The organism is Vibrio sp. MMG023 (assembly GCF_021654215.1).
Lineage (GTDB): Bacteria > Pseudomonadota > Gammaproteobacteria > Enterobacterales > Vibrionaceae > Vibrio > Vibrio jasicida.
In genome coordinates, this window is sequence record NZ_JAKFZP010000005.1 from 280,325 (window position 1) to 297,377 (window position 17,053).

A 17,053-nucleotide genomic window follows, 5' to 3' on the forward strand; every position below is an offset into this window, starting at 1 on the left:
CCGTAAGGCAGCGCTATCAATCAAAAAGGTCTAGTAAACACTAGACCTTTTTAGTTTATGTGAGCGTATGGGCTTAGCTAGCTTTTAGGAAGAGTGGTGAAAATGGTCCATTCTTTCTTCACTTCTCCTTTGTATCCTACGACGGTAGCGGTGACTCGTCGGTTAAGCGCATGACTTGTTTCATCCGTGCCAGTAGACGCCAGAATCGTATCTCCGTAGCCGACAATGGTTACTCGGTTCGGTGATATGCCATTTTGAAGCAAGATTCTTCTTACATTTTCAGCTCGGCGTTTGGATAAGTCTAAGTTATGTTGCGAAGTCCCTGTTCGGCTCGCATATCCTTGAAGTTCAATAGAAGTGCTTGGGTATTCTTTTAAGAACTCAGATAACTCACGGAGCTGTTGTGAAAAGATAGGATTGATTTCGTCTGAATCGTTCGCAAACAAGACTCGAATTTGCATTTCTTGGGACGTTTTTAAGAATTCCCCACATCCATCATTATCGATTTCTGAACCAATCGGTGTACCAGGACACAAATCTCGAGCATTGATGACACCATCTCGATCATCATCGATCAGGTCGGCAATTTGATTGGCGGTGGGTGTTTCAATGTACTCGTATTCATCGCCCGTTTCGGTATTAGAATTAGAACTGCACGCTGAAATCAAACACGCCATGAAAAAAATAGGTATTACTCTCATATTAATACTCCACTTTCTCTAGCCACTCTTGCGGAATATCGACGCGCAAAGAGTTGAGCAGTTGTCCTGTAGCATTCATTACGCGGTATTTTGCGTATTGCTCGGCGTATTTTGAATCCAGATAATCCTTACGTGCTTCGAAAAGTTCATTCTCAGTGTTGAGCAAATCCAAGAGAGTTCGTTTGCCAATGCGGTATTGCTTTTCGTAGGCAATTACGGTCTCTGCTGCGGAGTCTACGTGATCAGATAAGAATTCTTTTTGCTGCAAGGTTAAATCTAAAGCACTCCAAGAAAGTCGTAACCCTTCTTCTATATTCTTGTATGCGGACGTGCGTAAATCTTTCGCCTTGTTTAATTGGTAGGCGAAATTTTCTGAGTTTGCCGCATCGCTGCCTCCGTTATAAAGGTTGTATCTTAAACGCAACATTGCGAGTGTTTCGTCACTTCGACCTTCAATACCATCTGCATCATCTCGCCAAGTCTGTGAAGCTTCGATAGAGACAGTAGGGAGGTTAACCCCCTTGGATTGCTTGTACTGGAACTTAGCTGAGTCGACATCAGCAACCGCTACTTTCACCACTGGGTGTTCCTCAAAAGCGATTCCTACAGCTTCATCGACAGTATATGGAATGAAGTTCTCATCAGCTCTAGGGAAAATTAAGCCTTGTGGGGATTGACCCACTAACCGAGTAAACATGGTATGTGTGTCATAGAGGTTGTTTTGTGCAGCAGCAAGATTGCCGTGCGCTTTTGCTAAACGTGCTTCTACCTGCGTCAAATCCGCGGTGGAACCGATACCGGAGTTCACACGCTTTTTAATATCTGAGTAAATGCGTTTGTGCACCGCTAGATTGTTTTCAGACAAGGTCAAAATTTCATAGGCTTTCACCGCATCTAAATAAACTTTTGTCACCTCTAGCGCTTTGTCCGATGCATCAGCAAGGAGTTGATAACGCAGTGACTCTGCGTCTGCCGCAGTTCGATCGATGTCGTTCAGAGTCGCAGACCCATCCCAGATAAGTTGGGTTAAGGTCACGGCCGCTTCTTTACGGGTTAAGTCGGTTTGTCCACGTCCAACACTCTCGGCTGGATCAATTCCCTCGTAACCAATACCAGCGTCTAAATCAATTTGTGGTAAATATGCGCCTGATGAAGCGTCGTTAACGTAACGACTACTTGTGAATTCGTTAAATGCAGCTTTCAAATCAGGGTTTGTTTTCAGCGTTAAGGCTACAGCCTGTTCTAACGTTTGACCGAAAATAGGAAATGACACTATTAGGCAACTGCAGCACGCTATGCTTAGTCGGCTCCACTTCACGGCGATTCTCCCAGAAAAATCCATACAATTTGCCGCTCTCACAAATGAGATTCAACGACATTAAACAGCGGTTGAATGCATTATTTATCAACTCACTGTTATCCCTAGGCTTTTGAGGTTAATTCTCAGTCTGACCCCTTATAACACCGTAGCACATATGACTAAGTTTGCTTATGTTTTAAGCGAAATCCCTCAAAAAAAATCCTGATTTTTTAAGGTCATAGCGCTTTTGAACCGTTTGGCTTTATCGATCTTCACTTGTCCCGCCCCTAGGAAAGTAAAGCTCTGAGAACCGTGTAGGTAAGCAAAATTTGCGATTATTTTGACTAAACTATAGTCGTAAATGATGAGGTGACAAACTTTTGACGCAGCACGGTGCGAGTCGAGGTAACTATGAATAATGCAACCTTACGCTCATTATTGGGCCAGACAGTGGTTATCGGTTTAGACGGTAATTTAAGAGAGTTGGAACAGGGCGAAGCTCCGGCTCAAGGTGAAGTGCTAGTCTCTGATTTATCGAATGAATCTACGCCTAACGTGCGGATTGTGACTCAGGAAAGTCAGGAGCCTATAGAGATTACAGACGACGTTGCGAGAGTTGTAGAGGCGATAGCACAAGGTGATGACCCAGCACTGTTAGGAACAGAATTTGAACCAGCAGCGGGTGAGAGTGACGGTTCGAGTCCCCAGGCGAGTGGCGTAATCGATCGGACTGGTGCTGAAAGTCTTGCTGCGACTGATTTCGAAACAGTAGGGTTGGCCTCTCTTGGCCTTTCAGAGACACAGATCTTAACCTTGTTAGAGTTGTATTTTAGTGGTTTTGTCTCACAACCGAGTCAAATTGCTGACGTCATCATACAGGACATATCAAGTCCAACGGTAAGCGAAGGTGAAGATGTAAACTTTGATGTCACTCTTGATGGGCCAACAAGCGAAGAAACCGAGTTAGCGTTTTCTTTGGATGATGGCAGTGCGTCAGGTGGACAAGAAGATAGTGAAGCTGATTTCCTCAATAACATCGTGACGATTACTTTTGAAGATGGCACAGAACAACAAGTGAGCGTCGACGAGAATGGTGATTTCATTATTGTTGTACCAAGCGAGACGACCACTTTTACTGTCACTGTACAAACGTTTAATGATGAACTTTTAGAAGGTGATGAAACTTTCACTCTCAGTGGTTCAACGCCAAATCAACAAGACCCCGTCACTGGCACAGCAACCATCAGCGATGATGGGGATGGTCCGGAAGAGAATCCTGATGATGATCGTCCTACTGTTCTCTCTATCTCAGATGTCACCGTTAATGAGGGAGAGCCTGCGGTTTTTGAGGTCGTCTTAAGCAATCAAAGTGAATCTGAAACGTCTGTCACTCTTACACTTGCCGACGGCAGTGCAACAGGAGGGAGTGACTTCGATAACACATCTGTTTTGGTTACCTTCTCAGACGGTACGTCGCAATCTGTAAGTGTTGCAGAGGACGGTTCTTTCACAGTGATGGTTCCTGCAAATGATACTGACTTTTCTATCACGGTCGTAACGAACAATGATGAAATACTTGAAGGGGATGAAACGTTTACGCTCACTGCAAGTACACCTACTCAAGAAGAGCCCGCAGAAGGAACAGCAACCATAAGCGATGATGGTGATGGTCCTGGGCAAAATCCAGACGATGATCGACCTAATGTTGCATCTATTACGGATGCAACGGTAAATGAGGGCGAGGCGGCTACGCTTGTCGTAAATCTCAGTAACCCGAGTACAACAAACACCGTAGTCACCATGCAACTTGCAGGTGATACTGCGACAAGTGGTGTGGATTTTTCGGACACAACCGTCACGATCACGTTTTCAGATAATACCAGCGAAGTCGTGTTACTGAATCCAGACGGTACGTTTGAGGTAAATGTACCCGAAAACATAACGACTTTCAGTGTTACGGTCGATACCTTCGATGACGATATTTTGGAAGGTGCGGAGACTTTCACGCTGACTGGTACAACATCGACACAAAGCACACCAGCACAAGGCACGGGTACCATTGTTGACGATGGCAGTGGCCCGGGGCCTGATCCAGATGATGACCGTCCAGTTGTTGCTTCAATTAGCAACGCAACAGTCAATGAAGGTGATCCTGCCACATTAGATGTCACCTTGAGCAATCCAAGCACGACCGATACAGTTGTGAGCATGACACTTGCTGATGGTACTGCTGACGGTGGAGTGGACTACACCGATACGTCAGTCACCATCACTTACGCAGATAACTCAACGCAAGTGGTGGCTGTAAATCCAGATGGCACGTTCGATGTGACTGTGCCTGCGAATGATACAGCCTACAGCGTTACGGTGAATACTAACGATGACAATGTGTTCGAGGGGCCTGAAACCTTTACATTGTCTGGCGCTACGCCAAATCAAGGCACTCCAGTACAAGGTACAGGTACGATTGTTGACGATGGCAGTGGCCCAGGTCCTGAGCCAGATGATGATCGCCCAACCGTCGCTTCAATCATAGATGCAACCGTGAACGAAGGTGAGCCAGCTACGTTAGATGTCACGTTAAGCAATCCGAGTACGACCGATACAGTTGTGAGCATGACACTTGCTGATGGTACTGCCGACGGTGGCGTTGATTACACTGAGACCTCAGTAACTATCACTTATGCAGATAACTTAACCCAAGTGGTGGCTGTAAATCCGGATGGTACATTCGATGTGACTGTGCCAGCGAACGATACAACCTACAGCGTTACGGTGAATACCACCGGTGATGATGTGTTCGAAGGTCCTGAAACCTTTACATTGTCAGGTTCTACGTCAACTCAAAATACCCCAGCACAAGGCACGGGTACCATTGTCGATGACGGTAGCGGCCCAGGACCAAATCCAGATGATGATCGCCCAGTTGTTGCTTCAATTAGTAACACCACGGTCAATGAAGGTGATCCTGCGACATTAGATGTCACACTAAGCAATCCAAACACGACCGATACAGTTGTGAGCATGACACTCGCTGATGGTACTGCCGACGGAGGTGTGGACTACACAGACACCTCAGTGACTATCACTTATGCCGATAACTCAACGCAAGTGGTGGCTGTAAATCAAGATGGTACGTTTGATGTGACTGTGCCAGCTAATGACACGACTTACAGTGTTACTTTGAACACCACCGATGACGATGTTTTTGAAGGACCTGAAACCTTTACATTGTCAGGTTCTACGTCAACTCAAAATACCCCAGCACAAGGCACGGGTACCATTGTCGATGACGGTAGCGGCCCGGGACCTGATCCAGATGATGACCGTCCAGTTGTTGCTTCAATTAGCAACGCGACAGTCAATGAAGGTGATCCTGCCACATTAGATGTCACGTTAAGTAACCCAAGTGCGACAGGTACTGTTGTGAGTATGACACTCGCTGATGGTACAGCAGATGGTGGCGTTGATTACACTGAGACCTCAGTAACTATTACTTATGCGGACAATTCAACGCAAGTGGTGGCTGTGAATCCAGATGGTACTTTTGATGTTACCGTACCGGCGAACGATACAACTTACAGCGTTACTGTAAATACTATCGATGACGATGTCTTCGAAGGTCCTGAGACCTTCATATTGTCCGGCACAACATCGACACAAAGCACACCAGCACAAGGCGCGGGTACCATTGTTGATGATGGTACTGGCCCAGGTCCTGAGCCAGATGATGATCGCCCAACCGTCGCTTCAATCACAGACGCAACCGTGAGCGAAGGAGATCCGGCCACATTAGATGTCACGTTAAGCAATCCGAGTACGACAGATACTGTTGTGAGTATGACACTTTCTGATGGCACTGCTGACGGTGGCGTGGATTACTCCGATACCTCAGTCACCATCACTTATGCGGACAACTCAACACAAGTTGTGGCTGTAAATCCAGATGGTACGTTTGACGTTACTGTGCCTGCGAATGACACGACTTACAGTGTTACTGTGAACACCACCGATGACGATGTTTTTGAAGGACCTGAAACTTTCACGTTATCAGGTTCCACTTCAACTCAAAATACTCCCGCGCAGGGCACAGGCACGATTGTTGATGATGGCACTGGACCGGGGGCTGAACCGGATGATGACCGTCCAGTGGTTGCTGCAATTAGCAGCGCGACAGTCAATGAAGGTGACCCAGCGACACTAGATGTCACGTTAAGTAACCCAAGTACGACGGACACAATTGTGAGCATGACACTTGCTGATGGCACTGCTGACGGTGGCGTGGATTATACCGATACCTCAGTCACCATCACCTACGCAGATAACTCAACGCAAGTGGTGGTTGTGAATCCAGATGGCACATTTGATGTGAACGTCCCTGCGAATGACACAACCTACAGCGTTACTGTAAACACCATCAATGATACTGTCTTTGAGAGTTCCGAAACCTTCACGCTTGCTGGTGCAACCTCTATCCAAAATACGCCAGTGCAAGGTACTGGTACGATTTTAGATAACGACGCGCCTCCGGCCATCGGCAATGTGGTTGATGCGATTGTTTCTGAAGAAGGGTTACCTGATGGTATCGCCGATACTATGGGAACTCCTTCAGACTCCACGAACTCGGCGAGTTTTGTTGGTTCATTCACCGTCAGTGATCCTGATACGACGAACGTCAGTGTTGTACTTTCCGGCCCCAATGGACTGGCATCTGGAGGTGAACCTGTTACTTGGTCTTGGAACGCCAATACTCAAACACTCACCGCATCGACGGCAAGTATTGCGAGTGTAGCAACAGTCGTGTTGACAGAACCAAATGCGGCAGGGCAAGGAACATGGGGTTACACCATCACACTCTTAGAGCCACTCGATCACCCAGTTAATGACGTCGAAGATTTGATCGACTTTGATTTGCAGATCTCAGTGAGTGATGGTCAAACCACGAGCTCCCAAAGTATGAACGTGGTTGTCGAGGATGATTGTCCACATGTTCCAACGTCTTCTCAAGCCGTAGATGTGTCGCTGGCAGATATCCCGGAAATTCTCACCGGCAATATTAGTTTTGTTGGTAATGAATCCGATGCATTCAGCCGAACTTTCGGAGATGTCGAAGTGACTGCCTTGGGATTTTTGTCTAATGAGTCTACCGATCTTGGCGCCGCAGAGATTAATCAAACTTCATCAGGTATTGGTGTGAAAAGTGTCGGTAATAACGGCTATCCACTTGCTAATGAAGTGGACTATCGTTTTGCCAATGATACTGGTGTCTCAGAGCAATTGGTCATCGACTTGGGCGATAAGATTGCATTTGGGGCTGAGATCGAATTCGAGAAGATGTTTGGTGGGGAGCTAGAAGAAGGTCTTGCGTCTTTCTATCGAGATGGTGTTTTGATCGCACAGCAAGCGTTTAACTCTGATGCGGCAAGTGGTGACTATGCGGCTAACTTTAGTGTTCAACAGGGTGGTTTTGACAAGGTTATTCTTGAAGCAACTGGCAACGGGAACGGGCCAAATACCGCAGACAACAGTGACTTTACCGTCAAATCTATCACCTTTACTGGGGCTGACTCCTCCATTCCAATTGCAACAGCAGAGGGGAATTTAGGCGCACTCTATGGTGCTGATGGCCCAGGAAGTATCGTTCTTAATGGTGCAGAGAGTGGTCTAGAAACGCTTGATGGCATGGCTATTAGTGTTGCGATTGATCCTCAAAACCCAAACAGGTTAGTCGGTGAAGCGAACGGCGAGTTGGCATTTGAAGTTCAATTAACGCCAAGTACCGGGAAGTGGGAATTCTTCCAGTACGTACCTTTGACCGCTCCAAGTGGTGACGGTGATATCGACTTCAGTTACACGATTACCGATAACGATGGTGACAGTAAAGCGGGGAATTTTGCGGTTAATCCATATGCGCCTCCGATTGTAGAAGGCGTCACGCTTAATGTTTCTGAAGAGGGTTTGGGTCATGCCATTGCCGATGACTTTGCGTTGAATGGTTTTATGGACACGACAGATTCAACGTTAGATATGGATCAGTTAACACTTGGTCAAACCGTTGACTCTGTCGCACTGAATGTCCCAACTGCGAACCTAACCAGTAACGGTGAGGCAATCACATGGACCTTGGCCAACAACGACCAATTGCTTGTTGGCTCAGCGGATGGAGAAGAGGTCATTAAGATCTCGGTTAGTGATACGGGGGCAATCTCTACTGAACTCCTTGGTCCAATAGATCACCCAGGTACTTCTGGCGAGGACTCTTTAAACATTGAGGTTCCTGTCGTTGTTTCGAATGCTCTTGGGTTGACGAACTCAGCGATAGCAAATGTTGTTATTGAAGATGATTCACCTGATTCGACATCCATTGTTCATGATGTGGTCGCGGAAACAAAAGAGAGCGCTAACGTTCAATTGATTATGGATGTTTCAGGCTCGATGCGTACGGGTAATCGCCTTCAAATAATGAAGGACTCGGCAACTCAGTTATTAAATCAGTACGAATCGATTGGCCAAACTCGGGTTCAAATCATCAAATACAGCGGTTCAGCAACAACGTACGCTATTGCTGGGGCAACATGGTTAACCGTAGATGAAGCGAAAGCGTACATTGATACACTTACTGCTGGCGGTGCAACTAACTACAATCGCGCAATTAATGAAGCGAAAGGCTCTTGGGATGATGCGGGTAAATTACCTAGTGCATCAAACGTGAGCTACTTCTTATCTGATGGTCAACCAAATCCAGCCTCATCATTCATCAACGATGCTCGTGAGAACAGTTGGATAGATCACTTGACCGATTCTGATAATAAGATCACGGCGCTGGCTTATGGTATGGGTGTGAACCTGATGCCTGATCAGTTAGACCGTGTTGCTTACGATGGTTTCTTAAACCAAGACCTTGATGGTGTAGTCGTGCCTGACGTTACTCAGCTGCCTCCAGTTATGTTGCAGTCCGTGATTCAACCTGTTGGTGGTAACCTCATGTACACCACATCACCGGATACAGGTATTGGTGCAGATGGCGGTTACATCAGCGAAATAGAACATGACGGTGTCACTTATTCATTTGACGGTACAGACTTAACGGTTGTAGACAACAACAACGACATCTCACATGCGTTTGACGATATCACGAAGTTGCTCACTATCTACATCGACAGTAAGCACTCGTTGGAAGTCGATTTGGATGATGGCGCATATGCCTTCTATGGTGCGGTAGGCGACACAGTAGAAACGTTAGACTTCGATTACGTACTGACTGATAACGATGGTGACCAATCTGAAAATACACTTCAGTTTGTGATTGACGAAAATGGTGGCGTAAACGCGGCGAGCGGTGGTACTGCGAACATCATTGAAGCGGAAGTGGATGTAAGCCATGACATTTTAATTGGTAATGACAACGAAGCGGACATATTTAGATGGGTTAATGACTCACTAGATTCCGGCACGGACTTGGTGCGTGGCTTTGAACGAGACCTCGACACTCTAGATCTAAACCAAGTTGTCGAAGATGCAGGGCATAACACCATTGAAGAGCTGCTCAATAGTATCGACCTAAATGTGGACGGCGAAGATCTATCGCTTGAAATCACCCACAACGAGGGTAATTCCATCCAAACGATCGTCATTGAAAAAGGAGCTTCCGAGTTTAGCGACTTGATCATCGGAAATATGGACTTTGAAAGAGATGTCTTATCGGCTCTCACGAAAGTTAATTTAGATTCATAATAAAAAAGGGCCAACAGGCCCTTTTTCTTTGTTTCAATTCTTTATCGTTGGCTATGACTAAGCCCGATTATAGGACCTTACACGCAAAACCTTTTAGGTAGAAACCTTCTGGGTAAGCCGTATCCGTTGGGTGATCGGCAGCTTGCTCAAAACGCTCTACGAACTTAACTTGGCGGTTTGCATCTACTGCGGCGTCAGCAATGATTTTTTGGAACAGAACTTGGTCCATCAAGCCTGAGCAAGAGTAGGTCAGTAGTGTGCCACCTGGGTTTAGAATTTGCATCGCCAACATGTTGATGTCTTTGTAGCCACGACATGCACCGTTTAGCTGTGCTTTGCTTTCTGCAAACTTCGGTGGGTCCATGATCACAACATCGAACTTCGTACCTTGGTCACGGTATTCGCGTAGCAATTTGAACACGTCTGCGTTTAGGAACACAGCACGCTTTTTCGAAATATCAAACTCGTTCAGTTCTGCATTGAATTTTGCAGTATCTAGAGCTGGTTGTGATACGTCCGCGTTGATAACACGTTTCGCGCCACCTTTTAGTGCGTACAGGCCAAAACCGCCGGTGTACGAGAAACAGTTCAGAACTTCTTTGTCTTTCACGTATTTCATCGCTTGTTGGCGGCTATCACGCTGGTCTAGATAGAAACCCGTTTTATGGCCACCGACGATATCGACACTGATTTTCACGCCGTTTTCTTCGATTACCACAGATTTTGGTGGCTCTTCACCGTGCAGAATGCCAGTGGTTTCTTTCAAACCTTCTTTCTTACGTACCGCGACATCAGAACGCTCGTAAACGTTGCAGTCAGGGAAGCACTCAACCAAAGCATCAACAATCGCTTGCTTATTGTACTCTGCGCCCGCACTTAGAAGTTGGCAAACAAAGAAGTTTTGGTAACGGTCGATGGTAACCCCAGGCATACCATCAGATTCTGCCGCGATAAGACGGTAGCCAGTTAGGCCATCGCGTTCGATAATGTCTTCACGAAGAAGCTGAGCGTTGTTGAAGCGCTTAACGAAGAAGGCTTTGTTGATTTCTTCTTTTTCAAAACTCCAGATGCGAGCACGAATTTGAGACTCTGGTGAGTACGCTGCTTTAGCTAGCCATTTTCCGTCGTGAGTGAATACATCAACGGTTTCGCCGAGCGCTGGTTCGCCCTCAACTTTACTGATGCCTCGAGAGAAGATCCAAGGGTGCTTGCGCTTAACCGATTTCTCACGACCTTTTACCAAATAGATAGCAGCTGTCATTTCTTTAGCTCTTGTTGAATTTTGAAAGGGGCGTATTGTCCGGGATGTTGCCCGCAAAAGCAATATCCATCGACAATCCAATCATTTGTAGAGGCTTTAATTATAAACTGATAAGTGGAGTAACGGATGGGTTTTCCAGACACAAAAAAGGGCCACCGAAGTGACCCTAGTTATTCGTTTTAGCGATTACGCTTTTAAGCCAGTCAGTAGCGACTCCATGGTGTCACTTTGAGCTCGAAGCTGCTCAACGTTTTGCGACGTTGTGCTGATCATCGTACATACATTGTTTGCTTGTATGCGAATCTCTTCAACGCTTGATGCAATATTGTCTGCCACGACACCTTGCTCTTCAGCTGCTGTCGCTATTTGAATACTGCTGTCTGAGATAGTTTGGTTCTTGTCTGCTAGTGAGCCAATCTCGTGATTCACTTCGGCCATCAGAGTTTGGCCTTCGTTCGCATTATGAACCGTTACTTCCATCAGTTTAGTCAGTGATTGGCTGTTACGTTGTAGCGCTTCAATCATTGCTTGAATCTCTACCGTCGCTTGTTGAGTGCGACCTGCAAGAGCACGAACTTCATCAGCAACAACCGCAAAGCCACGGCCTTGTTCGCCTGCACGAGCCGCTTCAATTGCAGCGTTCAAGGCGAGTAGGTTAGTTTGCTCAGAGATACCGTTGATGGTTGTGACCACTTCATCAATCTGCGCTGCGTTTGCATCTAGCTCTTCAACCGCTTGAGATGCCGATTGGATCTCAGTAGAAAGGTTCGAGATAGAGTGAAGGGTATTTTCCACTTTCACCTGACCTGATTGCGCGACGCTGCGAGCATCATCAGTTTGTGTGCTTGAGTCATGAGCCAGTGTTGCTACTTCACGAATCGTGGAAGCCATCTGCTCTGTTGCACTTGCTAGTGAGTTAAGGTGCTCTTGTTGGGTATTAGAGATCTCGGAGCTGTTGTGAATCGAAAGGTTAAGGTCAGAGCTGATTTGCTGCATCAGCGCTACGGATTCTTGAATCGACTGAACCATCTTTTGTTCGCGATCCGCTACTTTGTCGATAGTAATCGCGATTTCGCTGAACTCATCACGAACACGGAAGAAATTCATACGCGCGGTTAGATCACCATCTGCCAGCGTGTTGAGCGCTTTGTTCATCGTAAACATCGCACCACCGATGAAAGTCATGATGTAGTAAACACCCATCGCGATGATGAATAGAGTCACAAGAATAATACTGACTTGCGTTGTAGAAAGTGCGGTCCATAAAGACTGCTCATGGTTTGCTACAAGGCTAAATGCGCCATTCAGCACGGACACGGAATCTGGACCAGTACCAAAGGTAATGGTGTCTGAGCCAGCAATAAGGTTTGCAACTTGAGATTGCGAAAGGTTACCAGCCTCGATTAGCCCTTTCATCAGCATTAATTCTTCCTGATACAAACCAGAAATCATGGAGTCAGCAGCACTGTTTAAGACTAAAGTGAGAATGACCAATGCAAGAAGAGGAAGAAACAAGAGTAAATAGAACTTTTCTTGAATTTTTAAATGGATGAGATACTTATCAATCCAACGGAAGGGAATTTCTTTCATAATTATTATAACCATATAAAAACCCACTATCCTTAGTGGGGTAAATAGACGCAAATAATATATCACTCAAATATAGGGAGCGGTATACGGATGGTACTAAAGTGTGAGAAGTTTCTGATAGTAGGGCATGTTCAAGGGGTAGGATTTCGATACCACACGTCACATCAAGGTTTGAAGTTAGGTTTAACGGGGTATGCAAAGAATTTGAACAATGGTGATGTTGAGGTAATCGCTTGTGGTACAGAGGCGCAAATCGCAGCGTTTTCGGCGTGGTTGGAGGATGGGCCGCGGACGGCAACAGTAGATAGCGTTACCCAAGAGAGTGTATCTTACAAACCTTTCCGCGGATTTAAAATCTTATAGTTTTATAAGCAGTGATCTTTTTAGTCGTGTTTTTGCAAACTAGAGTACTACAAGCATTTCGCTGGTTTTGGCAATCCTGCCAATTTTGTCGCTTGTTTTGCAGGGCCTTTTTTAAATAATTTGAATAGGTATTTACTGTTACCTTTTTCTGGGCCGTGCGCTTTTTCCATCGCCTTCACAAGCATTCGAACTGCTGGTGATGTATTGAACTCTTCATAAAAATTACGCACGAAGTGAACTACTTCTAAGTGAGCTTCGGTAAGTTCGATTTCTTCATCTTTTGCTAGAAGCGCAATCATACCTTCTTCCCACTGGGTGTGATCAAGTAAGTAACCTTGAGAATCGGTTTCTATTTCTTTGCCGTTGTATACGAACATCGCTTTGTATCCGCTAAGTAAACACTGGTGTGTATAGGGTAGCGTAGAGCGAAGCTTAGACTCAACAAAAGAATCTATGAAAGCTTCTGAGCGAAGTAAATTTACACAATCGAGAGCTCACGTAAAGGTAAGGGCGTTGAGCCTAACTACTTTTCCATTATTCACAAAAGTGTAAGTTTATTCATGTTGTTGGAAAATTATCGGGGTGAGTATTTTGGTATCTGCATTTTTATGCTGAATTTGGAATAATGCCTCTGTTTTATTAGTGGGAATAGAGCAGAGTTACCGTTATTTCACTGCCTTTTGTTTTATTCAGCTATTGCTGGCGATGTGTATCGCACTTTATCGTTACTGGACGTGAACTTTTTCATTGTTCGTTTACCTTTTTGATAGCACTACTCAACAATGAAGGAAATCGAATGACAAGCCGTGTCTATGTTTTAGCTCAATTTAAACCAAAAGAAGGAAAAGAAGCCGAGTTATTTGAAGTACTCAAAGCACTAGAGCCAGATTCCTATCGAGAAGAGGGATGCATCCAATATATGCTCACTCGGCAAATTGATCACCCCAGTGCGATGAGAAATGACTATCCGATTGTGTTTAATGAAATTTGGGAAGATGCAGAATCTTGGGCAGCGCATGGGCGAAGAAAGCAGATTCAACATTTCTTTGAAACTCAAGTGAAAGCCGAGACAGGATTAGTTGAAGACGCGATGGTTACGGCATACAGCGATGAAGGGTATGACTACGATGCGCCCATCTATGAACCAGAATAGACACTGCTAAAAAGTGAAAAGAAAAAGCCCGAAGTATAACTTCGGGCTTTTGAGTCTTGGATTCAATCTAACGAATTAGTCGTCGTTCATGATGCCTAGAATGCTTAGTAGGCTGATGAAGATATTGTAGATTGAAACATATAGCGTAATCGTTGCAGAGATGTAGTTTGTTTCACCGCCACGGATGATGCCTTGCGTAGTCATCAAAATAGCCATGGTAGAGAAAACAATAAACAAGCTGCTCATTGCTAGGTGCAGGATAGTTGATTGGATGAAGATGCTCGCAATCATGCCCACTACTAGAACAACGAATAGAGACAACATCAGGCCACCCATCATAGATAGGTCGCGTTTGGTCGTTAGAGCGTAAGCAGAAGCTGCCATGAATGACAGTGCGGTACCGCCAAGTGCAGTAAGAACCACATCGCCCATACCAGCACCGATGTACATGTTTAGAATTGGACCGATTGTGTAACCCAAGAAGCCAGTAAATAGGAATGTGAATACCAAACCCATGCTGTTGTTACGGTTCTTTTCAGTCAAGAATAGTAAGCCGTAGAAACCAACCAACATCAGGATAATGCCCGGACGTGGCAAGTTAAACGCCATTGAAACGCCAGCAACCAGTGCTGACCATAGTAAAGTCATTGAAAGTAGTGCATATGTATTACGCAATACTTTGTTGGTTTGTAGAGCACTCTCTTGAGTAGTAGTGCGTGAAAACATAGGACTGTTCATAATCTTCCTCTATAAGGGACCGTCTTATCTTTGATATATAGACATATATGGGCCCGAAAGTTCAAAAAATCAAGCCCGACACGTCTATCTCTAGAACAAAATAATAATAGAAATAGTGTGTTATGTATGTGGCAACTTGTAACACAATATTACTGCCTTGCATAGTTAGGAAGGGCTTGGCAATCAAAGGGATGAAGGTTACCTCACGAACTTTTTTGTAAAATCGAACAAATTTACAACGTATTGAATCAACTGGATTTTAGTAACATCGACCTGAGGCAAACAAAAAGCGCCGATTTTTTCGAATCGACGCTTCACTTTTTTAGCGTTTTTTGCGACTAATTAATGATGAAGAATTTGCGCGAGGAAGTTCTGGGTTCGATCCGATTGCGGATTCTCGAAGAAGTCGACAGGGTTATTCTCTTCGATAATTTCACCTGCATCCATGAAGATAACTCGGTCAGCGACTTCTTTCGCAAAGCCCATTTCGTGTGTTACACAAAGCATGGTCATGCCTTCTTCCGCCAGTTCAACCATTACATCAAGAACCTCACGTACCATTTCTGGATCAAGCGCTGATGTCGGTTCATCAAACAACATTACCTTTGGGCTCATGCAAAGAGAGCGTGCAATCGCTACACGTTGTTGTTGACCTCCTGAAAGCTGACCTGGATACTTATCTGCTTGATCTGGGATCTTAACACGCTCTAGGTACTGCATCGCGATGGCTTCCGCTTCTTCCTTTGGCATCTTCTTCACCCAAATTGGGGCAAGTGTACAGTTCTCGAGGACCGTTAGGTGAGGGAAGAGATTAAAGTGCTGGAAACACATGCCGACTTCGCGACGAACGGCTTCGATGTTCTTTAGGTCTTCGGTTAATTCGGTGCCTGACACATAGATATTGCCTGCTTGATGTTCTTCCAAGCGGTTGATACAACGAATCATGGTCGATTTGCCAGAGCCAGAAGGACCACAGATAACAATCTTTTCGCCTTTCTTTACATCGAGGTTGATGTTCTTTAGTACGTGAAACTCACCATACCACTTATTCATGTCCTTCAGCTGGATCATATAGTCTTGTTGTTGCGTCATAATACGTCCTTGATCTTGATGAGTTATCGTTTGTGACCGGTATGAAGTCTATTTTCGAGCCATATCGAGTAGCGTGACATGCCAAAACAGAATACCCAAAACACTAACGCGACAAATACATAACTTTCTGTAGCGAAGCCTAACCATTCAGGGTCAGTGTTCGCTGCTTGTCCTATACCCAGTACATCAAACATACCGATAATAAGCACAAGGCTGGTGTCTTTGAACAAACCAATAAAGGTGTTCACGATAGAAGGGATAGTAATTTTAAGAGCTTGAGGCAAGATGATCAGTCCCATCTTTTTCCAATAGCTTAAACCCAACGCATCAGCGGCTTCGTACTGGCCCTTTGGAATGGCTTGTAAGCCACCACGAACCACTTCTGCCATATAAGCGGCACTAAACATCACAACACCAATTAGGGCGCGGATGAGCTTATCTGTTTCTGAGCCTTGGGCAAGAAAGAGCGGGAGCATGACGGACGCCATGAAGAGTACTGTAATTAAAGGTACCCCACGCCATACCTCAATATAGATAGTACAAATACTGCGGATGATCGGCATATCGGAACGACGGCCTAACGCTAACGCCACACCAATAGGTAAGGAGACAACGATACCGACTAAGGCGATGATCAGAGTAACCAGCAAGCCGCCCCATTTGTGTGTTTCAACCACTTCTAAGCCAAATACCCCGCCATACAACAATACTGCGATAATGAACGGATAAATGTTCACAAAGAACAACCAAATCCAAATACGTTTTGGAGTCTTTTCGTAAGCAAGGAGTACTGTGAATATCGCCAAGGTAATGTAGAACAGACGTGGACGCCACAGTTCAGCTTCTGGATAGAAACCGTACATAAACTGTTCCCAGCGTACGCTGATAAATACCCAACATGCGCCTTCACGGGAACAGTCATCTCTCGTTGTGCCAACCCAATCGGCATTAATGAATGCCCAATCCGCAATGTTCCAAAGTGCAGAAAACACGATGTAGGCAAGGATGATGGTAACAACCGAGTTAACTGGGCCATTGAATAGGTTTTTGCGCAGCCATCCCACAATACCGACGGTATTGGACGGAGGTGGGAGATCAGGCTGAAATTGATGTGTGCTCAT

11 protein-coding genes are annotated in these 17,053 nt (G+C 45.4%); 3 read left to right on the forward strand and 8 right to left on the reverse strand.

Going from position 1 to position 17,053, the window contains the following annotated elements; genetic code table 11:
- Positions 1-77 precede the first annotated feature (77 nt).
- Both L1076_RS17740 and L1076_RS17745 read right to left on the reverse strand, forming a co-directional pair.
- Positions 78-701, reverse strand: a complete 624-nt coding sequence (locus tag L1076_RS17740) for an OmpA family protein (RefSeq protein WP_038873742.1) — start codon at positions 699-701, stop codon at positions 78-80.
- 1 nt (position 702) lies between these two features.
- Positions 703-2,019: a TolC family outer membrane protein gene (locus L1076_RS17745; RefSeq protein ID WP_237304187.1), complete on the reverse strand. Its 1,317-nt coding sequence runs from the start codon at positions 2,017-2,019 to the stop codon at positions 703-705.
- A 393-nt stretch (positions 2,020-2,412) separates the two neighbouring features.
- Here L1076_RS17745 and L1076_RS17750 point away from each other — a divergent pair, with 393 nt between their 5' ends.
- A complete protein-coding gene (locus tag L1076_RS17750; protein ID WP_237304188.1) occupies positions 2,413-9,735 on the forward strand; it encodes a Calx-beta domain-containing protein in 7,323 nt (2,440 codons plus the stop codon).
- Positions 9,736-9,802: 67 nt separating this feature from the next.
- On the opposite strand, the gene L1076_RS17755 is transcribed toward L1076_RS17750, so the two are convergent.
- Together L1076_RS17755 and L1076_RS17760 are read right to left on the reverse strand one after the other, a co-directional pair.
- Positions 9,803-10,996 carry a class I SAM-dependent methyltransferase gene (locus tag L1076_RS17755; protein WP_042605434.1) on the reverse strand — a complete coding sequence of 398 codons (1,194 nt, stop codon included), beginning with the start codon at positions 10,994-10,996 and terminating at the stop codon, positions 9,803-9,805.
- 186 nt (positions 10,997-11,182) lie between these two features.
- Positions 11,183-12,586 (reverse strand): methyl-accepting chemotaxis protein, encoded by a 1,404-nt coding sequence (locus tag L1076_RS17760; RefSeq protein WP_104026296.1) that lies wholly within the window; start codon positions 12,584-12,586, stop codon positions 11,183-11,185.
- Between the two features lie 90 nt (positions 12,587-12,676).
- Between L1076_RS17760 and yccX the strand changes: the two genes are divergently transcribed.
- The gene (gene yccX / locus L1076_RS17765) at positions 12,677-12,949 is read left to right on the forward strand and encodes an acylphosphatase (protein WP_038881962.1); all 273 of its coding nucleotides are present in this window, start codon (positions 12,677-12,679) and stop codon (positions 12,947-12,949) included.
- Positions 12,950-12,996: 47 nt separating this feature from the next.
- On the opposite strand, the gene L1076_RS17770 is transcribed toward yccX, so the two are convergent.
- Positions 12,997-13,326, reverse strand: coding sequence for a TusE/DsrC/DsvC family sulfur relay protein (locus tag L1076_RS17770; RefSeq protein WP_038873035.1), 330 nt, complete (start codon positions 13,324-13,326; stop codon positions 12,997-12,999).
- Between the two features lie 419 nt (positions 13,327-13,745).
- Here L1076_RS17770 and L1076_RS17775 point away from each other — a divergent pair, with 419 nt between their 5' ends.
- Positions 13,746-14,102, forward strand: a complete 357-nt coding sequence (locus L1076_RS17775) for an antibiotic biosynthesis monooxygenase (RefSeq protein ID WP_038873032.1) — start codon at positions 13,746-13,748, stop codon at positions 14,100-14,102.
- Between the two features lie 75 nt (positions 14,103-14,177).
- Here L1076_RS17775 and L1076_RS17780 read toward each other — a convergent pair whose 3' ends face one another.
- The 3 genes from L1076_RS17780 to L1076_RS17790 all read right to left on the reverse strand — a co-directional run bounded on the left by L1076_RS17780 (position 14,178) and on the right by L1076_RS17790 (position 17,053).
- Positions 14,178-14,840, reverse strand: coding sequence for a Bax inhibitor-1/YccA family protein (locus L1076_RS17780; RefSeq protein WP_005446774.1), 663 nt, complete (start codon positions 14,838-14,840; stop codon positions 14,178-14,180).
- A 342-nt stretch (positions 14,841-15,182) separates the two neighbouring features.
- Entirely contained in the window at positions 15,183-15,932 is a 750-nt protein-coding gene (locus L1076_RS17785) for an amino acid ABC transporter ATP-binding protein (protein ID WP_038873031.1), read from the reverse strand.
- A gap of 23 nt (positions 15,933-15,955) precedes the next feature.
- Positions 15,956-17,053 (reverse strand): amino acid ABC transporter permease, encoded by a 1,098-nt coding sequence (locus L1076_RS17790; protein WP_039976838.1) that lies wholly within the window; start codon positions 17,051-17,053, stop codon positions 15,956-15,958.